The following is a 23,431-nucleotide window of genomic DNA, read 5'->3' as shown; positions in this document are numbered from 1 at the left end:
ACCGACGAAAAAACGGCACGAAATTGCAACTTCCCCTTCACGTCGGAAGAGTCCTCGGAGACCATTGACAAACGGTCGGCGGCCGTTATCCCGCAGGCTTAACTAGCGGGTAAGGAAAAAGAAAATTTCGATGAAACGCTGCGTGATGACCGTGGTGAGCGACCCATTTGTCTTCGGCGCCATCGTTATGATCAAGAGCTTCTTGAATCATAACCCGTATTTTGACGACCCGATTGTCATATTATGGAACCGGGAAAACGCGCCGCTCAGCGAGCACATGAAAGCCATGATGAATAACGAGATCGAGAATCTCGAATTCCGCGAAGTAGAAAACGAGCACTATGGAAATGTATTCCGTTTTGCGGAAGAGGTCGCAAAAACGCCTAAACGGCTAAGGGCCGCCTTCTACATATTAGAAGCGCTGAGATCGCCATATGATTATGTCGTAACGCTTGATAGCGACATGCTTGTGATGGGGGACCTCAGCGTTTTGTTCGAAAGAACAGAGCCCTTTTCAGTCGTACGCGCCTTTGACGCCAAACGCGGTCGTTATTTGCCCTATTTCAACACTGGCACGATGGTCATCCGCCGCGACGTGGCCGGTGTCGTCGAGTTCGAACACCTCGCAGACGCTCTCGACGTTTCTGAAATCGACAAGAGCCAAGGCCGGGCAGATCAGGCGGTATTGAATATCGCCCTGCGCGACACTCCCAAATACTGGCTCGGCGAACGCTACAATTACAGCAAGAGGCTGGTCGAGAGCGCTGGGCAGCCGGCTTGGAGCTATTTGCAGAAAAAGGATGTTCGCATACTTCACTTTCTTGGCGAAAAACCATGGAATGTTAAAGTCAAAGAAAGTGAACGAAACTATATCGGTTTGGAAGAAATCTGGTGGCAGCATGCCTTCCGGTTTCTCGCGCGTAGCACTTTGCGAAAACTGGTGCGTGCATATATCAGGCAAACTTCTGTTCTCCAAACCGCGACGACCAAACGGCTCTCGAAGAATAAACTTTCGAGGAAGGACGAATCCGCAATCGAAGCGTCCTTTATCGAGAAGGTTTTTTAGGTCGTGCGGCTCTTCAAGCAGAAGCCCTCGGGGCGGCAGCCTTCGCAGCCTGAAGGAGCTTCCAGACGGCATACCAAATTGACGGTCAAGGAATTGACAGCCGAAACCGAGCGCAGTCAACTCCTGAAGCAGGAAGTCGATACGCTGCTGTCTGAAAATTCGGCGCTTGAGCGTGAACTCGCGCGGTTACGCGCGATGGTTATAGTCGCGGCAGCTATGCCTGCTGGTGATGCGACCACACAGGAGATATCGACCATTCTGAACGGGGTGGACTTCGATAACATGGAAAATTCAGACGAAAAACGAGGCGAAGGACAAGCCGTCTCCAATAAGTGAGACGGCTCTCCATGCAAGATCTATCAAGGAAGTTTTTTGACTGTGACCCAGAGAGAAGCGCTGAAGCAAGAATTGTTAGCCGTAACGGACTTGTGCCAGCAACTCGAGCATCAGGTCGGCGCATTGCTCAGAGAAAACATGGCGCTGCGGGAGAAACGTGCTCAGCTCCGGGCAATTCTCGATATCGCTGCTGATCCCAAAGCGGGCGAAAGCCCGATCACAAGAAAAACGTTTGTCAACGCACTGACGGAGGATCGTGCAGAAACGGCCGCGGCGTTGGCGAGGGCCATCGCATCAGTTGCCGGGGACGATATCGAAGGAGCGATCGAACGATCCCAGATCGATTTCAATGAGACCTTGAAGCTGGACGTTGTCCGGATGGCGATGGAAAATTCGGATCGTCCCCAGCTCGGCATGGATATCGAACCGAATATCGAAGAAGCCGATTTCGCTTTTGACCGGTTCGCAAAGTTCAGGCCGTTCGACCGAAGCTCCCATGCCGCCGTTCTACTGCGCTGTGGCGCCGATTGGCGGCGGTGGGCGCCCTATACATCCTGCCGTTTGACTTTCGCGCTAAGATTAACCGGCTATCGGAAATTCACTGTGCAGTATCGTGCAAGCCTTCCAATGCCCCGTACCCAGGTGGATATAGGGACAAGTCCTTGGGCTATCGTCCCAGATAGTAAGCAGCAGAATGCCGGCGTTGAGGCTACGTTCACCAAGGCGGCAGATGGCTGGACGTTTATGGAAATCAAATTGCCTTTGGACGGAGGCCATTTTCCCATTCTATCCATCGTTCCGAAACTTGCCGGAAAAGGATCGGACGCGGAGTCCAACAACGAGTTACCGTTTTTGGAAATCGGCATGGTCGGGCTCGATTTGGCCTGGGAAGGCGATGAGGACGTGGACGGGATGTCCTTGCCAGCAGATGGCAGCGTAAGAAGCGATGAAAACGCATCTACACCTTCCGGCAGAATCATGCCGCGCGTTCCAATACTCAAGGGTAAGCTTTTGAGTGCGGCAGCAGCGGCCAACGCTCAAGGAGAGAGACAGACTCAAGTCGAAGCTTTTAAAGCGGATGGCGAGTTTTCGAGAATCGCAGCTTTGAAGAACGTCCATCAGGGAAAACGGGCTTTCATTATCGGCAACGGCCCGTCCCTGGCTCAGCACGATCTTTCGAAACTCGATGGCGAGATAACTTTCGTGGCGAACTGGTTTGCCAATCATCCCGATTTCGATGCTCTGCAGCCCACCTATTATGCAATTTCGTCGCATGAGATGTTTGGCGGTTGGCGAAACCCCGACCCGGCTCTAAACGAAAAATTCATCCAAAAACTGATGGCGCACGAACATCATCCCGAACTGTTTTTCAGCCATCGATTCAAATCGGTGATCGAGGAAGACCAGCGGTTCGAACGATATACATCGCGCTATCTCATATTCGATCAGCCCAAATTCCTGGCGGACGAGGTAGGCGGGCTGCAATATGATCTCTCTCTCCCGATGAACGACGGCTACACGGTCTTGCTTACTTTCTGTCTGCCTTTGGCGGTGCACATGGGCATAAGCGAGATCTACATGCTCGGATGCGATTGCGATTATGGGATTACCTCGGAATCGGACGAAGGACCGCGCAAATATTTCTATCCGGCAAGCGAACACGCGACGAGTTCGACAAGAGCGTCGAGCATCATGCGAATCTGGGCGGACGACGGGCCGGTTTTTCAAGTCTATGAAGTAGCTCGAAACCAGCTGGCAGCACGCGGCATCGAATATTTCAACGCGACGCCCGGCGGCCGGCTGAACGTGCTCCCGCGCATTTCGTTGGAAGAAGCCTTGGCAGCAGGCGGCCGGAGCTGAAGGCCGTCTTCTCGTATCCGAGGCGCCAGATAAGGTGACGTTATAGTGAAATAGTGAAAACTGGGAACCGCGCTCGATCCGCCCACATCCAGAAGACTTCATACCTCGGCCCGCATGGTGTTCGACAAACACATCGCTTCTGCATATGAGCCTCATCTACATGAGAGCTGATGCTCTGCACCGAAACCACATTATTAAACCGCGGCAAAATAGGAGCCACACGTGAAAGATAACCCGGTCCTCAAGACTATCGCCGGCGTCTGGGAGAATTACACCGACGAAGAATACCGGCGAGACCAGTCGCACTGGCGCGGCTACGGGCGATGGAAAGACGATGAAAAGTGGCAACGTATCGGACAAACCAGCCTCGAAAAGCTCAATACACTGATGACCCATATCGGTGCCCAGCCGGGAATTTGGACAAAACCGAGAACGTTTCTAGAGTGGGGCCCTGGCGGCGGAGCGAATCTTTTCGCCCATATGCGCTACGCGCATCGTTATTATGGCGTCGATATTTCGCAAAAGAATCTTTCGGAATGCAGCCGCCTCGCAAAGGCTGAACACTTCGACGGCTTCCGAGAAGCGCTCCTCGATGGAGATCCGATGTCAATCGTGGATAAAATCGACGAGCCCGTCGACACCTTCCTTTCGAGCGCGGTTTTCCAGCACTTCCCGTCAAAGGACTATGGAGCGGAGGTGTTACAGGCGATCCATGCCGTCACGGCGCCGCGCGCGATAGGCCATATCCAGATACGATATGACGACGGGAAGGAAAAATACAGGCCGATCGAATCGCTTGAGGACTATGAAGAACGGCATATCACGGCCACATCATTCCCGATTCACGAATTTCACGATCTTTGCGAAGACGTTGGATTCAAGGTCCTTTACATGTCTAGTATTGTAACTCGAACGAATTACCTGACCTTCAATCTAATAAAAAAGACTGCGTCGAAATAATCGGATACAGAATCGGAATGTTATCATGAAAATTAATCTATTTTGCGGGCCAACCTATGTTGACGGCTTTGTTAACGTGGACCACAGGCTCGAATACTCTCCGGACGACGCCTCGAATCTGACTGAATTCCCTTGGCCATGGGATGATAATTCCGTGGAGGAGGTCCAGGTGTCCCACGCATTGGAATTCCTATACGAGAGCAAGGAATCATACTTTTCATTTTGGAAGGAGCTGTACCGGGTTTGCAAAACCGGCGCGAAAGTGACCCTACAATGCTATCATCCCCATTCGGACGAATTCCGATTCCATCCGGAGCGTACTCGCCCCATCTATGAGCGCGGCTTGCAGCAGCTCTTGAACACCAAGCGATCACTAAATCTGGCGGGCGATACACCTTTTTCCCTGAAGCTCGGCATCGCCTTCTCCATCGTCGATGTCGAACATGATCTTACGGAACGCTTCCATCGTGACGTGAAAGTCGGAAAGCGGACTATGGATGATGTGTTGCGCTTGGCCGATGCACACAACAACGTTATCAGATCTTCCCGTTACACGCTCCAAGCTGAAGCGATCGAGGAACCTTTTCAAGAGCATGGACGTGCCTGATCTCGATACTCGTCTCGATATACACCTGCCGGGCATACTCGTCGGCCTGGAAACTACCGGTGCGTATTTCATATATCCTCGGGGGCTTCCTTCCAAACCACTGGTTTACTCAGGCGGCTTGGGAAATCAGATAGATTTCGAAGCCAGGATGATCCGCGACTACAAGGCACGTATCGTGGGCTTCGATCCGACAGACACCTGCGCGCGATTTTTGCGGCGATATAGACCGGACCGCTTCGAATTCTTCCACGCCGGACTTTCCGACAAGGACGGTGAACAGGAATTCTCCCTCAACAAGAAGCCATCGGCTTATTACACCTCGGTGTCTTTGGGCTCTACGGACAAAGGCGAGGCGAGCGCGGAACAGACCCTAAAATTCGCCACAGTGAGAATCCCCTCCGTCATGCGCCAGTTGGGGCATGACAAGATCGATCTTTTGAAAATCGATATCGAGGGTGCGGAATATGGTGTCATCGACGACCTGTTAGCGTGCGATATCTTGCCCAACCAGCTGGCATTGGAATGGCATTTCACTTATATTGGCGAAGGTGACCGGTCCAAGGGCATCGAGATTACCAACGAATATATGGAGCGCCTTCGGGATCGCGGATACCTACTCTGCTTCGTTGGTCACAAGGCATCGGAAATGACCTTCGTGCACAAGGATAGCCTGGACAGCTGATATGGCACTCGCGGATTGCTCCCTTCTGGAAACTGACTTCGATCGACACGTTTACGAGCTTTTCAAGAAAGGTTTCTTCGTCGTCGAAAATTATTGGGACGCGTCGCGCTGCGAACGCATCCGGAATGAAATGGACGATTTCATAACGGCGCGGCCCGAAAATGTCTGGACCGGTTCGGATCAGCGCATATTCGGCTTCGAAGAAGTCAGTGCCGACGCGCAGGAGTTCAAGGTTGATCCAACCCTTGAACGTATTGGGCATATGCTGACCGGCATCGAACAGAAGTGCCTGTTCGTCATGGCGAACCGGCTTAAGGCAACAGAAGGCGAGCTAAGGCGATCGGGCGGAAACTGGCACAGGGATCGCCTCAGGCCTCAATTCAAGGCTATGGTTTACCTTTCCGACGTGAAACTAACCAACGGCCCGTTTTCGATATTCGAGGGATCGGACCGGCTTTGGCCCTACGCAAAAATATCGCGGGAAACGGATTTCAATTTTGAGAGCCAGCGCTGGTCTCAAAACGAATTTCACCCTTTTCTTGCTGCTGCCAAAAAGTTCCATCATGTATTTGAAGCAAGATCGGGAACTTTAATAGTATTCAATAGCTCATTGATACATTCAGGGATACCAATAGAAGATGGGTCGCGATATGCAATGACCAATTATTATTACGGCAAGTCTGAAATAGATATACCCCGACTGCAAAAGAAGTATATTTGGAGCGTTGAGAAATTAAAAATGCCCGAATATCAAGAAAGTTAAACTTTTGTATAAACGAAAGGATTGCGATGCCGCCCTTCTATAACATTACATTCCGAGATGATGCCCAGGAGGTGATAGAACGTGCAGAGCCTTGGCTTGCCGGTGGCGCAATCGACTATTTGGACAAAAATCTTACCGAGGACATGATCGGCGTGGAATTCGGCGGAGGAGGCTCGACCCTGTGGCTCTGCAAACGCCTTAAGCTGCTATATACCTTCGAAGCGGACCACAACTGGAGTATCGGACTGCTCGATACGATCTCCAAGTCGGTCGAACTCAGAAAGAAATGGGTCCTGCATTTCGTGAACTGCACTTGGCACGTCAACTTGGACGGTTCGGTGAGCGAGACGAAAGGCTTCTGGAATAAGCATATCGACGAACTGAGCCGCGAGGAGCAATCTGCCATGGAGACTGCATTCTTGGAAATTGGCCTGCCGACCAAAGTCGACGTCGCCCTGGTTGACGGCGCGGTCCGGTATTTGTCGCTGGACGTCGTGGCCAAATGGATGCGCGAAAATCCGAAAATGCTGGCGGTCGTCGACAATACCGAAGGCCGATATGGCGAACGCGCCAACGAAATTTTCCCCGACACGCATGAACGCGTGGATTTCGCCGACTCTCAAAAGGAGCGGATTTCCAGAGGCGCGGATTGGGGGCAGACTTCGATATGGGTGCCTAAAAGCTAGCCATTTTTCCTGCCGCGTTTGCGCGCTATCGCGCGTAATATTTTGCCCCCGTCGCGCGGCATGTTATCGGGGCTGTTGGCCAACAGTAGCGCCCGGCCGGCATCGCCTTTCACGAGATCGGGATCGCAATCCTTTCGCCTTTGGGATTCGAACGTCTTAGGCGCGCCTCGCGGTATGCCAAAGGTCCGGATCAGCTCTATTTCGAAGCCAGCCGCCCGCAATGCGCGATCCAGAGAATCTTTGCTGAAAAAGCAAAGATGGGGCACGTCGTTGCGGCGCTTGTCGAATTCGCGAAGGTCCCAATGGGGTACTTCGACGAACAATGTCCCGCCGTATTCGAGTATTGTGTATACATCCCTCAAGGCATCGATCACCCCATCGCCGTTGAAGTGCTCGAGAGAATGCGACGTCAGCGCCAACCGGATTGGCGCGTCTTTGATCCTGGCAATCCCTTCAATGTCTGGAGCAAATCGGACATCGGGAATACGTTTTCCGATGTTGTCGATCATTTCCTCGTTCATTTCGACACCGAACATCTTGGGTTCGGGAAGCAGTTGACTGGCGGTGAAGAAAGACACGCCAGCGCCGGGGCCGAGATCGAGAAAGCCATCTCCGGCCTCGAAATGACAAAACAGTCGGGCCAGCGAAATCTGCGCGACTGACCGTTCATCGAGAATAGGCCATTCGCCTTTTGCGACTTTTCCGCGAAACCGCGGCGCAAAGTCACTGGCGTAATATTGTGCAAGAAGGTGGTTGGGGATGTTCGGCTGTGAATTGCCGAACCCGCATTCGCTGCACAATGCGATGAAGCGATCACCAAAAATCGGCTCGTGGCTCTCTTTTATGACCCTGTAGGCAGGGCGCCACCCTTGATCGCATCCGCAGATCGGGCATGCCGGAATCGGCCCGGGTTCACTGGACGCAGATTCGGCGATCCCATCGACTATCGTGTCGCTGTTCGCGTGTCCCATTGTTAATCGCCCATCTTCTGAACTACGCATTTGAGGATTTTGCCGCGTTTGGCGTTATCTGGAGCACCGATCCAATCGCCGGCGTTCACGGCAGCCAATTGCTGAGCAAGTGCCTTTTCGGTTTCTTCGGGAGCCTTTTGCCGCATCGAAGCGGCGTAGTTCTTACCAGCACCATATTTGCCGATTACCTCGACACAAAGTCTGACCCTGAAGCCCGCGCCCTGAAGCATTTTCCCAAGACCTTTACGGCTAAAAAATATCAAATGCGGCGTATGATTGCGTGCCGCGTTGAATGCATGTTCGGGAACATGGGGCACTTCGATAATGAACGCACCGTTTTTGTGAAGCAAATTTCGAATATTCTGCAATTCGATTTTGAGATCCTTGATATCGAAATGCTCCAGCGAATGAGCGGCGTATACATATTTGACACCGCCGGGACCGAATTCTTCCAAAGCCCCTTTGATGGAAGTGTGAGCGGATATCTGAGGCATGACCGAGCGATAGAATCTGACAAGGTCCTGATTGAATTCGACACAAGCGAGACGAGGCTCTGGCAGCATGTGACGGGCCAATCTCAGTGCGTCCCCATAACCGGGCCCGATGTCCATGAACACGTCGTCGGGCGCGAAACGCGAGAATAATCGGCCTAGCGCAATCAAGGACGTGGCGCGGCTATCCCACCGCAAAGGAATTTCGAGGTCTTGGCTCTCATGAAGAGCAACGCCATATTGCCGATCGTAATATTCCCCGAGCCTATCGGGTGACGGAGACGCCACGGCCCAACAGGATCGGCAATTATCGCAAATCGCAACCTCCAGGCCTTCGAAAATTTCAGCTGATTCACCCCTACCATTGCGAATTTCGGAATATCTCAAATCAGTCTCGGACGAACATATTTCACATAGAGCCAATTCAATTCCCTTCTCGGCACGGTATAGAAGAGCGGCGGCCTACATCTAAAACTCCAGCGCTGCAAATCATCCACCCTTCAAACTCCAGCTTTGTAGAGCCCAATCAGTGCTCAAACGACAGCTGCAACGAGGGAGTTCGACGCTATGCCGGCCAATAACGGACAGCGTTGGGACATTGGTCATAACTGCTTCACGAGAATTTTGAGCTGAAGAGATTCTTGCAGAGAGAAGGCGTTACGCGTAGCCGCTGACGGAGTGGCTCGGTAGGACATACCGAAAAATGTTCGCGACTTGTCCCCGCAGAAGCGACTTGAGAAAACGCCAATACCGGAGCGATTTACATGTCCAAATGCTCGCCGCCCCCTCCCAGCGGCTTCACGGTCGACGTGGATCTGATCGGATCGCGTTATGCTCATACCGACGCGGGTCCGGTGTTGGCCCTTACCGGACGGCAATTAGAGGCGCGAGCCGCCTTCGTCGGAAAATTGGCCGAGGGTGAGTATTCGATGGTCTGGCAAGCATGCGTCGTATGCGCCGGAACTCAGTTCGTGATCATCGCTGAACGTGACCGTTATGATCTCCCTGTACAAACGTGCATCTGCAGGGAATGCGGTCTTGTTCAGTTGAACCCCAGATTGCGGCCAAACGACTATAAAGACTTCTACGCGACGCTCTACCGCGATCTCTATGTGGGACGCACGCTCGACCTCCGCGAGTTTTTTAGAAAGCAACAGAGGATTGGCGCACGAATCCGAAGATATCTGGGAGACGATGTCCACTGGGGTCCGGGCACGCGCATTCTGGAGGTCGGAACCGGGGCCGGTGGTACACTGGAATATCTGTGCCGGGACGGTGCCATCGGCCTCGGTCTCGATCTAGACGCAAGCTATCTCGAGTATGGCCGGCAGCGTTGGCTGAATCTCAGACTCGAAACGATCGATCACTTAAAACTTTCCTTTCGGCCGGATCTGGTCATCTACCGCCATGTGCTCGAACATCTCGACAATCCCATAGAAGAGCTAAGGAAAATCGCTGCGATATGCCGACGCGGTACCGGCATGCTTTATGTCGAAGTACCCGGTGTCGATTCCATGTCCACGGCCCCCACGCATGTTGGCGGCGACTTACTAAAAACACTTCAGAACGCGCATAACTTCTATTTCAGCCGCAAATCGCTAGCGAACGTACTTACCATGAGCGGCTTTGGTATTCGACGCATCGATGACAGCGTTCGAAGCTTTTCAACCAAGCGCCAAGAGAGTATATCACCGCAGTTCAAAGAAGACTGGCGCGACATAATTTCACGTCTTCGTGCGATTGAGGCAAGTCATCTGAAGGTAATGTCTCAGTCCGAAAATTAGAAAATGACAACCTCGTCGCGCTTGCACCACCTTCAGCCCGCCATACTCACCCCGCCAACCTTGTCTCCCTGCGAAAACCAAACCTCGGCCTCCCGCAGCATCCCGATAATCCGCTCCGGCGTGTATCTCTTCCGTGCCATTCCTCAGCTCTTTTCAAACCTCGAATAGCCGGAATCCGAACTCTTAAAATGGATCACTTTCGACGGGGAGGCACAACATGCAACTCACAGTAGAGTTTGGTCGAGCCAGGGACGAAGGACGACTTTCCCAAAATCCATCTGTCACAGGAACAGCTAGTCTCAAATTTTGCCCTGCCCGACCAGTATCGGCCTGTGGACATAAATCTATGTCTTTAGTGTAGCCATGATTTTCAGCTACGCTAATCCTTATCGCTCTTGCAACTTGGTTCCTTGGATGGAAAGCAATTGGCTGTGAAATTTTTGAAAAACGCGCTGAATCGGGAGCTGAGTCCACTCGGTGTGGTTTCGAATGACTCTCAATCGAAAATGGCAAAGTCGCTCGGCCGGACACTCGGCCAAAGCCTCGATACAATCGAACTCGATGACTTTCTCCAGCAATGCACGACTGGAACGACCGATCACGATGCACTGATCTGTTTTATAGCGGCCCGCGATATGCTCGTCCTGTGGTTGCACCTGCATCACTATTTCGCCCACGAAGAACGACCTTTGATCATATCCTATCCCGTGGGCATCAATTTGCCCGGCGTTATCGTGGGAGCCTACCAGTTTCGGGAATGTGCCGATCTGGTTGTGTGCGCAAACAGCTCCGAGGCCGAGCTGGCCAACTCGCTTTACTCTGATATGAGCGCCACTCCACCTAGAACGACCGTTACGAAATTGCCGATCTTTGGAGACAAAACCGACACCGCCGAACGCATTTCCGAACGACTCGACAAAGCGGATCGGTTTGTCTTTTTCGGACAACCAGACATCCCCAATCTGGCAGAGGCGGAGTATATTGTCAGCAAGTTGGAAAGACTTGCGGATCAACACCGAGACAAGGTTTTCCTGATCAAACCTCGGTTCATGCGAGGTGAAAAGTTCACGGCCCACAAACCGAAATACAATTACGAAACCGTCTTTCTGGAGATCGTTGAAAAACGAGAGCGCCGACTTCCCAATTTCGCGATTACGTTTGAGCCGGTCGAAAGCCTGATATCTGACGGAACAGTCGCGCTGAGCGTAAGTTCGACGGCGCTTCTGGAGGCTGCCAGCTCAGGTATCCCGGCCGTTGCCCTGACCGATCTGGGCATCAGAGAGACTTTGGGCAACAGTTACTTCATGGGATCCGGGATGTTGCGAAATCTCGAATCATTATTCGGTGATGAACCCTACAAAGTGAATTCATCCTGGCTGGAGGACAAGATTGGCAACCAGGAGGTGAAGCTTCAGCTTCAGGCGCCGAAGCGGAGTTACAATGATAGTTTCTGGGCGCGAAATGAGTTTCTTCCGATCAGCGAACTCGATCGATACGCGCGCTCAAAAAATCGAGACATTTCGAGCTTCGGCGATCTGGTCAATGATCCGGATCTGTTTCGGAGCATCATTGACTCCGACGGGCACCGGCCAATTGACAGGGCCAGGGCGTTGAAGCGCAAGAAAAAATATGACGAGGCGATCAAGATTTCTTTGAACGTCGTTCAAGAGGACCCGAAAAACGGTCTGCACATGAGGAATTTGGTCGAAACCTATATCCTGAAAGGTTCTTACGGCGAAGCGGCGAAATGGCTCGAGAAGCTCAAAGCGCATAAGGGCGAAAATTTCCCGCCCGCCGTAGAGTTGACGGAAATGCTGACGGCCTCTCAGTCCGCCAGATAATTTCAAATCAAGTAACGCGTTAGAATTCAAGGCTTTCCAGACGGCGATTAACTCAAGACGCTGCGGACATATCCGCCTTTCTGCATCGCGAGCGGATGATCCGATACGAATTACGGGCGGAATAGCCGCATCGGAAAGATATCTTCGAAACCCGACAAGGGCTGTGATGACCAGTTCGTAGGCGATCCCGCTTACTCGCGGGGAGTCCCGAGAAGGCTGTTGACTTGATGATATCGGCCGTCTTCAAGCAACGGGCTGTCGACGCCAATTTATCGACCCGTTATCGCCGGGGGCCAGCCTGATGAAAATCGTGAAAATCTTCATCGTCTTCGGCACGCGGCCGGAAGCCATCAAGATGGCGCCCGTAATCAAAGCTTTCCAGGCCGAGCCCGCGTTCGAGACGACCGTCTGCGTTACCGGCCAGCATCGATCGATGCTCGACCAGGTTCTCTCTCTGTTCGATATCGTTCCCGATATCGATCTTGATATCATGAAGACCGATCAGACGCTTACCGACGTAACGGTCGCGACAATGACGGGTCTCACGGATATATTTGCGGCGGGCCGGCCCGATGCCGTGTTTGTCCATGGCGACACCACATCCGCCATGGCCGCCGCTATGGCGGCTTTTTACGCGCAAATTCCGATCGGCCATGTCGAGGCGGGGCTGCGCACCGGCAATCTGTATGCGCCTTGGCCGGAGGAAATGAACCGCCGGTTCATCGATCTCGTCAGCCGTTGGCTTTTTGCACCGACCCGAACAGCCGCCGAAGCGCTGATCCACGAAAAGGTAAATCCCGATCATGTCTTCGTAACCGGTAACACCGTTATCGATGCCTTGCTCTCCGTGGTTGACGATATCCATTCGGACAGCTCGCAAAAGGCCGAACTCGACGCGCAATTCGATTTTCTCGATGTCGATAAACGGCTGATCGTGGTGACCGGTCACAGACGGGAAAATTTCGACGGCGGCTTGGCGCGGATGTGCGAAGCGCTCGTCCGTCTCGCCGCGCGGGGTGATACCGAGATCGTCTATCCCGTCCACCTCAACACCAACGTGCAGCGGGCCGCCAGGGAAACCCTTTCGAACACTCCCGCCGTGCATCTGATCGAACCGCAGGATTACCTGCCGTTCGTCTATCTGATGGACCGCGCCCATCTCGTCATTTCCGATTCCGGCGGCATCCAGGAAGAAGCGCCCTCGCTCGGCAAGCCCGTACTGGTGACGCGCGACGTTACCGAACGACCCGAAGCGATCAAGGCAGGCACCTGCCGTCTGGTCGGTACCGATACGGATCGCATCGTTAGGGAAACGGAAACCTTAATCGACGATCAGGAGGAATATGCGCGGATAAGTGCCATCAAGAACCCCTTTGGCGACGGCACGGCCGCGGCCCGAATTGTGGAAGCGATGAAAAATGCCTCATGAGTTCAAAACAGTTTGCGTCGTCGGCCTCGGCTATATCGGCCTGCCGACCGCCGCGACGCTGGCATCGGCCGGTTTCGCGGTCAAAGGCGCCGATGTCGACCCGGATATCGTGGACGAGCTCAACGAGGGACGCGCCCATTTCCCAGAGCCCGATCTCGACATGCTGGTGCGCGGCGCGGTGAACAGCGGGAGGCTCGAGGCCCTTTCCGAACCGCAACCCGCCGATGCGTTCGTCATCACGGTCCCGACACCGATCCGGGAAGACAAGTCGCCGGACATGTCGTTCGTCGAGGCCGCGACTCGATCGGTCGCGCCGATCCTCGAACCCGGCAATCTCGTTATCCTGGAATCGACCAGCCCGGTCGGCGCCACCGACAATATGGCCGCAATCATCCGCGAAGTGCGTCCGGATCTCGTCGAGGACGACACCCTCCAGGTCGCCGTCGCCTATTGTCCGGAACGCATCCTGCCCGGCCAGATGGTACGCGAACTCGTCCAGAATGACCGTATTGTCGGCGGTCTGACAGCGGCAGATGCGGAACGCGCGCGCGATCTCTACCAAAGCTTCGTGCGCGGCGAAATCCACCTCACCGACGCAAAGACAGCCGAACTCGTCAAGCTGATCGAAAATGCCTATCGCGACGTCAATATCGCCTTTGCCAACGAGGTGGCCAATATCGGAGAAGCGCACCGGCTCAATCCCTGGGAGGCGATCGATCTCGCCAACCGGCATCCGCGCGTGAACATCCTCAATCCGGGCCCGGGCGTTGGCGGCCATTGCATCGCGGTCGACCCCTGGTTCCTGATCTCCGCCGATGGGGAGCTTACCGGGCTGATGGCCGAGGCCCGCCGGGTGAACGACGGGCGGCCCGAGACGGTGATCGCCAAGATCCGTTCAGCAAGCGCCGAACGTGGATCGAGAAAGGTTGCGTGCCTCGGCCTAGCTTTCAAACCCAATGTCGACGATTTACGCGAAAGCCCGGCCGTGGATATCGCGATAGGTCTTGCCGCAGAAGGGTTCGAAGTTTGCGCGGTGGAGCCGCATGTCAATGCGCTGCCCGAAAAGCTCTGGCGGCATGACAATATCCGGCTGGCCGGATTCGACGAGGCGATGGCCAAATCGGATATTGTCGTTCTGCTTGTCGGGCATAAAGCCTTTGTGAAACGCAAGGGCGACGTTGGCGACAAAGTCGTCATCGATGCCGTGGGCCTCTGGCGCGAGCCGTCCCGTGCCGCCTGACCAGAACGATATCATCGCGATCCGCGAAAAGCTGACCTCCGGCGAGCTCGATCCGCGCGCCTTTTTCGACATGCTCAACCAGCACAGCCATAATGGGCTGATCGGCGTGCAGTATGTCGCGAACGCGGACAACTGGGTCGAGCTCGCGATCGACTATGACGAGAAGCTGATCGGCGATCCGAAGACCGGCATCCTCGCCTCCGGCCCGATCATCAGCCTGTGCGACATGGCGTCGGGCATGTGCATCATGCTGACCACGGGCAAATTCTTCCAGACCGTCACCATCGATTTGCGCGTCGACTATCTGCGCCCCGCCAAGGTCGGCCATCGGGTGACCGGCCATATGGAATGCTACCGCCACACGAAGAGCGTCGCCTTTGTCCGCGGTTATGCCCATGACGGCGATGCCGACAGCCCGATCGCCAATGTCACGGGCACCTTCATGTTTCTGGGGCCGCAATGACGATGAAGCTACCGCCCTATGCGCAGGCGCTCGGCATCGAGGCCGGGCGCGACGATGACGGCCGGATCGTGCTGACGATGCCGTTCGGCCCGCATGTCCAGGGCCGGCCCAACTTCCTGCACGGCGGCGCGATTGCCGGATTGCTCGAGATCGCGGCCTTTGCGACGCTCTGGGACGCGCTCGGCGAAGAGGATGAGCGCCCGCAGGCCAAGCCGATCACCGTGACGACCGATTATATGCGCGGCGGGCGCGAACGGCTGACCTATTCCGCGGCGACCATCTCGCGGCTCGGGCAGCGGATGGCCAATGTCGAAAGCTTCGCCTGGCAGGAAAGCGAGGACAAGCCGATCGCGGCGGCGCGCCTCAATTTCCTGATCGTGCGATCATAACCGCGCCGGGGAAAACTACCTCTCGCGGCTATTCTTCCTCCGCCCCTTCCAAGTACACACGGCCTTCCCGTCTTTCCGAGCGCCAATTGGCCGGATTGTCCAATGGTCCGAGGGTGGGGGTCGGGGTGACGGATCCCATCATCTGGCTCAATCCTTGTCCCCAATATGCATAAACCCGCCGCCAATCGCTGCGCGTCAAGCACGCATTAATGACTCGCGCCCGTGAACCGGTAGGCCGAAACTGACGGCAGGTTCTGGCTTCCTCGATCTCCTCGACTACGCCCTCTTCCACAATCTCTTCGGACTGCATTGCAACCGCCGAGGCAGGTGCGGCCATCGCGGCGACACTAGCAAATGTCACGAGCCAGCGATTCATGAGACACATCCTCGCCATTGGACAGGGCATCACTGTATCAGAATTGGTCTAAGCAGCCAAAATCCATATGAAAAACGGCCCGTTCGCTCAGCCCTACCCGTCGATACTGGTACGCGTATCGGCATGGACGAGACCGCCATCGACGGTGATCGCGTCGCCGACGACATAATCGCCCGCCCGGCTCGCCAGATAGATTGCGGCAGCGGCCATGTCCTCCGCCTCGCCGATCCGTTTCGCCGGGATCGACTGCGCGACGGCGTCACCGGCATCGCGGGCGGCCTTGTTCATGTCCGACGCGAAGGCGCCCGGCGCGATCGCCGACGCCACGATATTGTCGCGGATCAGCCGCGCCGCCATCCGCTTGGTCAGCCACAGGATCGCCGCCTTGGACGCATGATAGCTGTAGGTTTCCCAGGGATTGAGCCGCATCCCGTCGATCGAACCGATATTGATCACCTTGGCCGGCTGCTCGTCGCTCGCCGCGTTCACCAACAGCTGGTGCAGCGCCTGGGTGAGGAAGAAAGGCGATTTAACGTTGAGATCCATCGCCCGATCCCAGCCCTTTTCGGAAAACTGGAGATAGTCCTCGCCCCAGGCCGCCCCCGCATTGTTGACGAGGATATCGAGCTTGTCCTCCTGTTCGGCAATCGCCGCGGCGAGCGCCTTGCAGCCCTCGACCGTCGAAATATCCATCGGGATGCCGACGACCTTCTCGCCAAGGTCCTCGACCGCGGCGGCGATCTGCTCTTCCTTGCGCGCCGAGATATAGACCTTGCGGCATCCGGCGGCGAGCAGGCCCTGCACGATCATCTTGCCGATGCCGCGCGAACCGCCGGTGACGAGCGCCGTGCGGCCCTCAAGGCTGAAAAGGCTTCCGATATCCATGTCTTTATTTCCTTCCTGAAGCAGCGTTATCCGCCGTTTTTTATCGTTTCTCTGGCGATGATCAGCTGCTGGATCTGGCTCGTGCCCTCATAGATCCGGAACAGCCGGACATCGCGGTAAAAGCGTTCGATGCCGTAATCGGCGATATAGCCCGCACCGCCATGGATCTGCACGGCGCGATCGGCAACACGGCCGACCATCTCGCTGGCGAAATATTTTGCGGCCGCGGCCTCGAGCGTGATCCGTTCACCTGCGTCCTTCTTCGCTGCGGCTTCGAGGACGAGCGCCTTGGCGGCCATGGCTTCGGCCTTGCTGTCGGCGATCATCGCCTGGATCAGCTGAAACTCGGACAGCGCCTGGCCGAACTGCTTGCGCTCGGTCGCATAGGCAACGCAATCGGCGATCAGCCGTTCGGCGATCCCGACACAGACGGCGCTGATGTGCAGCCGGCCGCGGTCGAGCACCTGCATCGCGACCTTGAACCCCTCGCCTTCCGCGCCGAGGCGATTGGCGGCGGGCACCGGCGTGTCGTCGAAATTGACGTCGCAGACCTTGGCGCCCTGCTGCCCCATCTTCTTTTCCGGCTCGCCGACCGACACGCCCGGCAGGTCGCGCGGCACGAGAAAGGCCGAGACCCCGCGCCCGCCCGCTTCCTCGCCGGTCCGCGCCATGACGGTGAAGACCGAGGCCTTGTCGGCATTGGTGATATAGCGCTTGGTCCCGGAGAGCCGGTAGACATCGCCGTCTCGCATCGCCTTGGCTTTCACCGCGCCCGAATCCGATCCGACATCGGGCTCGGTCAGCGCGAAGCTCGCGATGACCTCTCCGCTCGCCATTTTCGGCAGCCATTCGGCTTTCTGCTCGTCGGTGCCGGCGATCGCCACGCCTTGGCTGCCGATCCCGACATTGGTGCCGAAGGTCGAACGGAAGGCCGGGGTCGTTCCGCCCAGTTCGAAGGCGACGCGCACCTCTTCGCTCATCGTCAGGCCGATCCCGCCATATTCGGGCGCAATGGATATGCCGAACAGGCCCATCGCCTTCATTTCCTCGACCACGTCGTCCGGGATAGCATCATTGGCCTCGACCTCGCCTTCGAGCGGGCGGAGCCGTTCCTGGACGAAACGGCGGATCGTTTCGAGCAACTGATCGAAGGTTTCGGGGTCTAGTACCATTCTAGTCTCCATTAAAGCCCCTCCCCTTGATGGGGAGGGGTTTGGGGTGGGGTGATCTTCCAGCTGGAGACATCGCGAATGGATGGCTCACCCCCACCCAACCCTCCCCCATCAAGGGGGAGGGCTATTAGCCTCAATAGCCGCTCATCTCCGCAACGCGATTGGCGTGATAATTGGCGTCGCCCATGAATTCGGCCAGCGCCCGGTCCCGCTTCATATAGAGGCCGATATCATATTCGTCGGTCATACCGATGCCGCCATGCATCTGCACGCCCTCGCGCACGGCGAGGTTCGTGGCCCGCCCGGCCTTGGCCTTGGCGACGGATACCATCAGCAGCGCGCCCTCGTCTCCTTCGTCGAGCAGCTGCTGCGCCTTGAGGACAGTCGAGCGCGCCACTTCCATCTCGCTGTAGAGATGCGCGGTGCGGTGCTGCAGCGCCTGGAAACTGCCGATCGTCCGGCCGAACTGCTTGCGCTCCTTGAGATAGTCGACGGTCATGTCCATCGCGCCGGCTCCGACGCCGACCATCTCGGCCGATGCGCCCGTCTGTCCGGCGTGGAGCATTTTCGTCATGACGCCCCAACCCTGATCGACCTCGCCGATCACCGCATCGGCCGTGACCTCGACATTATCGAATTCGACATGCGCGGCCATCGCGCTATCCACCAGCCGCGCGACCTCGGCCGATAGCCCGGCGGCATCTTTTTCGACCGCAAACAGCGTGATGCCGTCCGTTTCGCCGGCGCTGCCGCCAGTCCGCGCGGCGACGATCAGCATGTCGGCCGAAGCGCCCTGCACGACGAACTGCTTCTTGCCATTGAGCTTGAAGCCGTTACCCGAACGCTCCGCTGTCATGGCGATATGCGTCGGGCGGAACTTGGCGCTCTCGTCGATTGCGATGCCCAGCACCGTATCGCCGCCGATGATTCCGGGAAGCCACTGATCGCGCATGGCCTTGCTCGCGTCGTTCAGCGCGGTCACGCCGACGACCGAGGTGGTCAGGAATGGCGACGGCGTCAGATTGCGGCCAATTTCTTCGAGCACGATACCGGCTTCGACATTGCCCATACCGAGCCCGCCATCCTCTTCGCCGGCCAGCATGCCGGTAAAGCCCATTTCGGCGAACTGCTTCCACAGCGCATGGCTGAACCCGTCCTTGCAGTCCCGGTCGCGCCAGTGGCGCAGCTGTTTCTCGATGCCGCCTTCGGCCGCCATGAAGGGGCGAACCGTGTCCTGCAGCATCGTCTGATCGTCGTCGTGATAAAGGGGCATGTTCATCCTTTCATGCCCTCTCCCCTTCAGGGGAGAGGGTTAGGGAGAGGGGGCATCCGCTTCCGGCAGCTCTTGCCGGATCGCTTCAAGCACACCCTCCAAATTGTTCGATATTTCGCTGTTTGTGAAACGCAGAACGCGATAACCTTTGCGTTCCAGAAAAGCCGTGCGTTCGGCATCATAATCATGCTGTGCCGCATGCGATTCTCCATCGGCCTCCACAACGATCTTGGTCGGTGTGCGGCAAGCAAAATCGGCGATGTATCTGCCTATCACAACCTGCCTTCGAAACTTGGCTCCGTCCAAGCGACCAGCGCGCAAGGCGTTCCAGAGCGCCTTCTCCGGCGGCGTAGGTGCGGATCGCATGTCCTTTGCATGGTCGAGAAGTGCTTGGTTTCGCACGACTCCCCCTCTCCTAGCCTCTCCCCTGAAGGGGAGAGGAATTTTGTACTAAGCGTCCGGCAGCTCGAGAATCCGCTTCGAAATCACATTGAGCATTACCTCGCTCGTGCCGCCCTCGATGCTGTTGGCCTTGGTTCGCAGCCAGTCGCGCGATTTCGCGCCACCATCCGATGCTTCGCTTTCCCATTCGAGCGCTTCGGAGCCGCCCGCCGCCATCACCAGCTCGTGGCGGCGCTTGTTCAGCTCGGTCCCGACATATTTCATCATGTTCGGCGTCGCCGGATGGTTCTTCTTCGCCTTCAATTCATCCATGAAGCGCTCCGCCATCGCCTTGAAGGCCAGCGCCTCGACGTCGAGTTCTGCTAGCTGGGCCCGGAGGAGCGGATCGTCGAGCCGGCCCATGGCATCCTCGCCAAAACCCGGCATCACCGCCTTGCCGAGCGAACCCATGCCGCCACCGCCGCCCATGCCCGAAATCATCTCGCGCTCATGGCCAAGCAGATATTTGGCGACATCCCAGCCGCGATTGATTTCGCCGACAAACTGGTCCTTCGGCACCTTCACATCGTCGAAGAATGTCTCGCAGAAAGGCGAGCTGCCGGAGATGAGGAGGATCGGCTTGGTCGACACACCTGCCGATTCCATGTCGAACAGCATGAAGGTGATGCCGCGATATTTGTCGGACTTGTCGGTGCGGACGAGACAGAAGATCCAGTCGGCCTGGTCGGCATAGCTGGTCCATATCTTCTGGCCGTTGACGACCCAGTGATCGCCCTTGTCTTCGCCGAATGTCTGCAAGGATACGAGGTCCGATCCCGAGCCCGGTTCCGAATAGCCCTGGCACCAGCGGATTTTGCCCTGGGCTATCTCGTTCAGATAGTGCACTTTCTGCTCTTCGGTGCCGAATTGCAGGAGGGCGGGGCCGAGCATCCAGATGCCGAAACTGGAGAGCGGCGGGCGCGCCTTGATCCGCGCCATTTCCTGTTTGAGGACCTTGCCTTCGGCCGGCGACAGCCCCGCCCCGCCATAGTCCTTCGGCCATTCGGGAACCGTGTAGCCTTTTTCTACGCAGGCTTCGAACCAGGCCTTCTGCGCATCGTTCTTGAACGTCGCGTTGCGCCCGCCCCAATAGATATCGGCCTCGTCGCGAACCGGTTCGCGCATTTCCGGCGGGCAATTTTCTTCCAGCCAGGCGCGGGTTTCGCTGCGGAAGGTTTCAAGGTCGGACATCGCGAATCTCCTCTTCGTGCGCGAACGCAAACTAGCATGGGCCGGATACCGATATGCGAAAAAGCCATTTCCGGTATCGACTCTTGCTTTACGTTTACGTCAATTATCGTCTAAGCCACAAGAAAAAGTTTTGGGTCGCAACGGGCTTTCGAGCGTCATCGCTTTCGCCTAGCGTCGCACAGGAGAGGAACAGCATGAGATTCGAAGGCAAGCGCGTGGTGGTGACCGGCGGAGCGTCCGGCATCGGCAAAGCGACGGTCGAGGCGTTCATAGCCGAGGGAGCCCAGGTGATGATGGGCGATCTCAATGCAGAGGCCGGCGACGCGTTGGCCGCCGAATCGCGCTTCGATAATCGCCTCGCCTTCCAGACGACCGATGTTTGCGACGTCGGCGACATCAGGAGCCTGATCGACAATGCCGCCGGGCATTTCGGCGGCGTCGACATATTGTTCAACAATGCCGGCGCCGGCGGCGCCCAGGAGCGGATCGACGAGATCACGGCCGAGGATTGGGACATGACCATGAACCTGTTGCTGCGGTCGGTGGCGATGGGCACGCGTTATGTCGTCGACCATATGAAGCAAGCGGGCGGCGGGGTGATCATCAATACCTCGTCGATCAACGCGCACGAGGCGGGCTGGGGACCGATCGCCTATGCGACCGCCAAGGCCGGTGTCCGGCATCTGTCGAAACTGTCGGCGGCGCAGCTCGCCCAGCACAATATCCGGGTCAATTCGATCAGCCCCGGCTTCATCATGACCAACATCTTCGCCGATTCCCGCAAGGACGAACCCGAGGAAGCCAGGCGGATCGACGAAGCGATCCACGCGATCTCGCCGATGGCGCAGCCGGTGGCGCGATCCGGCATGCCGGACGATATCGCCCAGGCCGTCCTCTACCTCGCCTCCGATCAGGGCGGCTTCGTCAACGGGATCGACCTGACCGTCGACGGCGGGATCACGATCGGCCACCGCCATAGCTGGGATCCGAACACGCCCGGCTTGCTAGAACTCATCATGCCGGAAGAAGGGAGCAGCTGAGCGACCGAATGGCCGATGCCACTCCCTCCCAAAGCGCACCGCGCGATCTGGCCGTTCCGCTCGAACGGAAGGTCCCGACCCGCGTGAAATTCGCATTCGGCTTCGGAGCGATCGCCTTCGGCATCAAGGACAACGGCTTCTCCCTGCTGCTCCTGATCTATTACAACCAGGTCATCGGAGTACCGGCGGCGATCGTCGGTGCCGCCGTCCTGATCGCGCTGGTGATGGACGCCTTTATCGATCCCATCGTCGGCCATTTCTCGGACAATCTGCGCACCCGGTGGGGACGGCGACACCCTTTCATCTACTTGTCGGCCATACCCGCCGGCCTTTTCTTCCTGCTGCTCTGGAATCCCCCGGAAGCATCCAATACCGGCATGTTCTTCTACATATTTGGCATCGCTTTTCTCGTCCGCGCGACGATGTCCTGTTTCGAAGTGCCGATGGCGGCGCTCGGCCCCGAGCTGACGAGCGAATATCACGAGCGGACGCGCATCTTCGGTCTGCGCTTCTTCTTCGGCTGGCTCGGCGGCGCGACCATGTTGCTGTTCACATTCGCCGTGTTACTGGCCCCGACGCCCGAATATCCGAACGGCCAGCTCAATCCGGCCGGCTATAGCGACTATGCGATCATCGCCTCGGTAATCATGTCGAGCGTCATCCTGCTCTCGGCACTCGGCACGCATAGCGAGATCAAATATCTGCCTAAGGTGGAGCGCGTGAAAATGACGCTCGGCCAGACGTTCCGGGGTATTTTCGGATCGCTGAGCAACCGGGCCTTCCTGATCCTGATGCTCGGCGGGCTCTGTGCCTATGTCAGCCAAGGCATATCTTTCGGCCTCCTCACCTATTTCATCACCTATTACTGGCAGTTGGATTCGACCGCGCTCGCCTGGTACATTTTCGTCCTGATGTTCGGCATTCTCGGCGCGGTTCTCGGATCGACCTGGCTGTCGCGCCGCGTCGGCAAACCCAGGGCCGCGATGCTCTGCCTGCTCCTGGCCGTCGCCCTGCAGCCGATCCCCTATATCGCACGCACGATCGGCTTCTTCCCGGAAAATGGCGATCCGATGCTGCTGCCCTCGATCCTCGTTTTCCTGGCAATCGGCACAGGCGGGCTGGTCGCGTCGCTGATCCTCAAATCCTCGATGCTAACAGACGTGATCGAGGATGACGCTGAAAAGACCGGCCGGCGGTCCGAAGGACTGTTCTTCGCCGGGCAGTTCTTCCTGCAAAAATGCGTGTCGGGCGCCGGGGTGTTCATCTCGGCGGCTATCCTGACCGCCGCCGCCTTCCCGGACCAGGCCGTGCCCGGTGAAGTCGCCGATACCGTGCTGCGCGATCTGGCGTTGATCTACGTCGCGCTGATCATGATACTCGGCTCGGCCGCCGCCTATTTCATGAACCGCTTTCCGATTAACGAGGATGATCATCATGCCCGCATCGCCCGGATGCGCGGCCTCACAGAAACCACATAGATTTCAA

At 56.8% G+C, this 23,431-nt stretch carries 24 protein-coding genes and 1 pseudogene; 16 read left to right on the top strand and 9 right to left on the bottom strand.

The window, feature by feature from the left end:
• Positions 1-130 precede the first annotated feature (130 nt).
• The 8 genes from HFP57_RS17505 to HFP57_RS17470 all read left to right on the top strand — a co-directional run bounded on the left by HFP57_RS17505 (position 131) and on the right by HFP57_RS17470 (position 6,960).
• On the top strand, positions 131-1,066 hold the full coding sequence (locus tag HFP57_RS17505) for a glycosyltransferase (RefSeq protein WP_176870998.1): 936 nt from the start codon (positions 131-133) through the stop codon (positions 1,064-1,066).
• A gap of 78 nt (positions 1,067-1,144) precedes the next feature.
• Positions 1,145-1,402, top strand: coding sequence for a hypothetical protein (locus tag HFP57_RS17500; protein WP_176870997.1), 258 nt, complete (start codon positions 1,145-1,147; stop codon positions 1,400-1,402).
• 36 nt (positions 1,403-1,438) lie between these two features.
• A complete protein-coding gene (locus HFP57_RS17495; RefSeq protein WP_176870996.1) occupies positions 1,439-3,262 on the top strand; it encodes a hypothetical protein in 1,824 nt (607 codons plus the stop codon).
• Between the two features lie 222 nt (positions 3,263-3,484).
• Positions 3,485-4,222, top strand: a complete 738-nt coding sequence (locus tag HFP57_RS17490) for a class I SAM-dependent methyltransferase (protein ID WP_176870995.1) — start codon at positions 3,485-3,487, stop codon at positions 4,220-4,222.
• 25 nt (positions 4,223-4,247) lie between these two features.
• Entirely contained in the window at positions 4,248-4,829 is a 582-nt protein-coding gene (locus HFP57_RS17485; RefSeq protein ID WP_176870994.1) for a class I SAM-dependent methyltransferase, read from the top strand.
• Complete coding sequence (locus tag HFP57_RS17480) at positions 4,822-5,511, top strand: FkbM family methyltransferase (RefSeq protein ID WP_176870993.1); 690 nt, start codon at positions 4,822-4,824, stop codon at positions 5,509-5,511. The genes HFP57_RS17485 and HFP57_RS17480 overlap by 8 nt, the downstream gene beginning before the upstream one ends.
• 1 nt (position 5,512) lies before the next feature.
• The gene (locus tag HFP57_RS17475) at positions 5,513-6,274 is read left to right on the top strand and encodes a phytanoyl-CoA dioxygenase family protein (RefSeq protein WP_176870992.1); all 762 of its coding nucleotides are present in this window, start codon (positions 5,513-5,515) and stop codon (positions 6,272-6,274) included.
• A 26-nt stretch (positions 6,275-6,300) separates the two neighbouring features.
• The gene (locus HFP57_RS17470) at positions 6,301-6,960 is read left to right on the top strand and encodes a hypothetical protein (RefSeq protein ID WP_176870991.1); all 660 of its coding nucleotides are present in this window, start codon (positions 6,301-6,303) and stop codon (positions 6,958-6,960) included.
• Here HFP57_RS17470 and HFP57_RS17465 read toward each other — a convergent pair.
• Entirely contained in the window at positions 6,957-7,931 is a 975-nt protein-coding gene (locus HFP57_RS17465) for a methyltransferase domain-containing protein (RefSeq protein ID WP_176870990.1), read from the bottom strand. The genes HFP57_RS17470 and HFP57_RS17465 overlap by 4 nt on opposite strands.
• Positions 7,932-7,933: 2 nt before the next feature.
• Positions 7,934-8,710 carry a methyltransferase domain-containing protein gene (locus HFP57_RS17460; protein ID WP_281363139.1) on the bottom strand — a complete coding sequence of 259 codons (777 nt, stop codon included), beginning with the start codon at positions 8,708-8,710 and terminating at the stop codon, positions 7,934-7,936.
• Between the two features lie 476 nt (positions 8,711-9,186).
• On the opposite strand from HFP57_RS17460, the gene HFP57_RS17455 reads away from it, so the two are divergent.
• Positions 9,187-10,206: a class I SAM-dependent methyltransferase gene (locus HFP57_RS17455; RefSeq protein WP_176870988.1), complete on the top strand. Its 1,020-nt coding sequence runs from the start codon at positions 9,187-9,189 to the stop codon at positions 10,204-10,206.
• Between the two features lie 12 nt (positions 10,207-10,218).
• On the opposite strand, the pseudogene HFP57_RS18290 reads toward HFP57_RS17455, so the two are convergent.
• A pseudogene (locus HFP57_RS18290) lies at positions 10,219-10,346 on the bottom strand (IS3 family transposase); the annotation flags it as partial.
• Positions 10,347-10,637: 291 nt separating this feature from the next.
• Between HFP57_RS18290 and HFP57_RS17450 the strand changes: the two are divergent.
• From HFP57_RS17450 to HFP57_RS17430, 5 genes are all read left to right on the top strand, one after another.
• Complete coding sequence (locus HFP57_RS17450; protein WP_176870987.1) at positions 10,638-12,047, top strand: DUF6716 putative glycosyltransferase; 1,410 nt, start codon at positions 10,638-10,640, stop codon at positions 12,045-12,047.
• Positions 12,048-12,348: 301 nt separating this feature from the next.
• The gene (gene wecB, locus HFP57_RS17445; RefSeq protein ID WP_218135049.1) at positions 12,349-13,476 is read left to right on the top strand and encodes a non-hydrolyzing UDP-N-acetylglucosamine 2-epimerase; all 1,128 of its coding nucleotides are present in this window, start codon (positions 12,349-12,351) and stop codon (positions 13,474-13,476) included.
• On the top strand, positions 13,466-14,716 hold the full coding sequence (gene wecC, locus HFP57_RS17440) for a UDP-N-acetyl-D-mannosamine dehydrogenase (RefSeq protein WP_176870986.1): 1,251 nt from the start codon (positions 13,466-13,468) through the stop codon (positions 14,714-14,716). The genes wecB and wecC overlap by 11 nt, the downstream gene beginning before the upstream one ends.
• Complete coding sequence (locus HFP57_RS17435) at positions 14,706-15,179, top strand: PaaI family thioesterase (RefSeq protein ID WP_246263224.1); 474 nt, start codon at positions 14,706-14,708, stop codon at positions 15,177-15,179. The genes wecC and HFP57_RS17435 overlap by 11 nt, the downstream gene beginning before the upstream one ends.
• Positions 15,176-15,568 (top strand): PaaI family thioesterase, encoded by a 393-nt coding sequence (locus HFP57_RS17430; protein WP_343045241.1) that lies wholly within the window; start codon positions 15,176-15,178, stop codon positions 15,566-15,568. Before HFP57_RS17435 ends, HFP57_RS17430 begins: the two co-directional genes overlap by 4 nt.
• A 28-nt stretch (positions 15,569-15,596) precedes the next feature.
• On the opposite strand, the gene HFP57_RS17425 is transcribed toward HFP57_RS17430, so the two are convergent.
• The 6 genes from HFP57_RS17425 to HFP57_RS17400 all read right to left on the bottom strand — a co-directional run bounded on the left by HFP57_RS17425 (position 15,597) and on the right by HFP57_RS17400 (position 20,906).
• Positions 15,597-15,944 (bottom strand): hypothetical protein, encoded by a 348-nt coding sequence (locus HFP57_RS17425; RefSeq protein WP_176870985.1) that lies wholly within the window; start codon positions 15,942-15,944, stop codon positions 15,597-15,599.
• 93 nt (positions 15,945-16,037) lie between these two features.
• Positions 16,038-16,829, bottom strand: coding sequence for an SDR family oxidoreductase (locus HFP57_RS17420; protein ID WP_176870984.1), 792 nt, complete (start codon positions 16,827-16,829; stop codon positions 16,038-16,040).
• Between the two features lie 26 nt (positions 16,830-16,855).
• Entirely contained in the window at positions 16,856-18,001 is a 1,146-nt protein-coding gene (locus HFP57_RS17415; protein WP_176870983.1) for an acyl-CoA dehydrogenase family protein, read from the bottom strand.
• Between the two features lie 133 nt (positions 18,002-18,134).
• A complete protein-coding gene (locus tag HFP57_RS17410; protein WP_176871391.1) occupies positions 18,135-19,274 on the bottom strand; it encodes an acyl-CoA dehydrogenase family protein in 1,140 nt (379 codons plus the stop codon).
• Between the two features lie 39 nt (positions 19,275-19,313).
• Positions 19,314-19,676, bottom strand: coding sequence for an endonuclease domain-containing protein (locus HFP57_RS17405; RefSeq protein ID WP_246263223.1), 363 nt, complete (start codon positions 19,674-19,676; stop codon positions 19,314-19,316).
• Positions 19,677-19,724: 48 nt separating this feature from the next.
• Positions 19,725-20,906 carry an acyl-CoA dehydrogenase family protein gene (locus tag HFP57_RS17400; protein WP_176870982.1) on the bottom strand — a complete coding sequence of 394 codons (1,182 nt, stop codon included), beginning with the start codon at positions 20,904-20,906 and terminating at the stop codon, positions 19,725-19,727.
• Between the two features lie 194 nt (positions 20,907-21,100).
• On the opposite strand from HFP57_RS17400, the gene HFP57_RS17395 reads away from it, so the two are divergent.
• Together HFP57_RS17395 and HFP57_RS17390 are read left to right on the top strand one after the other, a co-directional pair.
• Complete coding sequence (locus HFP57_RS17395; RefSeq protein ID WP_176870981.1) at positions 21,101-21,946, top strand: SDR family NAD(P)-dependent oxidoreductase; 846 nt, start codon at positions 21,101-21,103, stop codon at positions 21,944-21,946.
• An 8-nt stretch (positions 21,947-21,954) separates the two neighbouring features.
• Positions 21,955-23,424 (top strand): MFS transporter, encoded by a 1,470-nt coding sequence (locus tag HFP57_RS17390; RefSeq protein WP_176870980.1) that lies wholly within the window; start codon positions 21,955-21,957, stop codon positions 23,422-23,424.
• Positions 23,425-23,431: the final 7 nt, after the last annotated feature.

The sequence above is a fragment of the Parasphingopyxis algicola genome, from assembly GCF_013378075.1.
Taxonomy (GTDB): domain Bacteria; phylum Pseudomonadota; class Alphaproteobacteria; order Sphingomonadales; family Sphingomonadaceae; genus Parasphingopyxis; species Parasphingopyxis algicola.
Note: the sequence above shows the minus strand (reverse complement) of the source record. Positions and strands in the feature narration are given on the sequence as shown.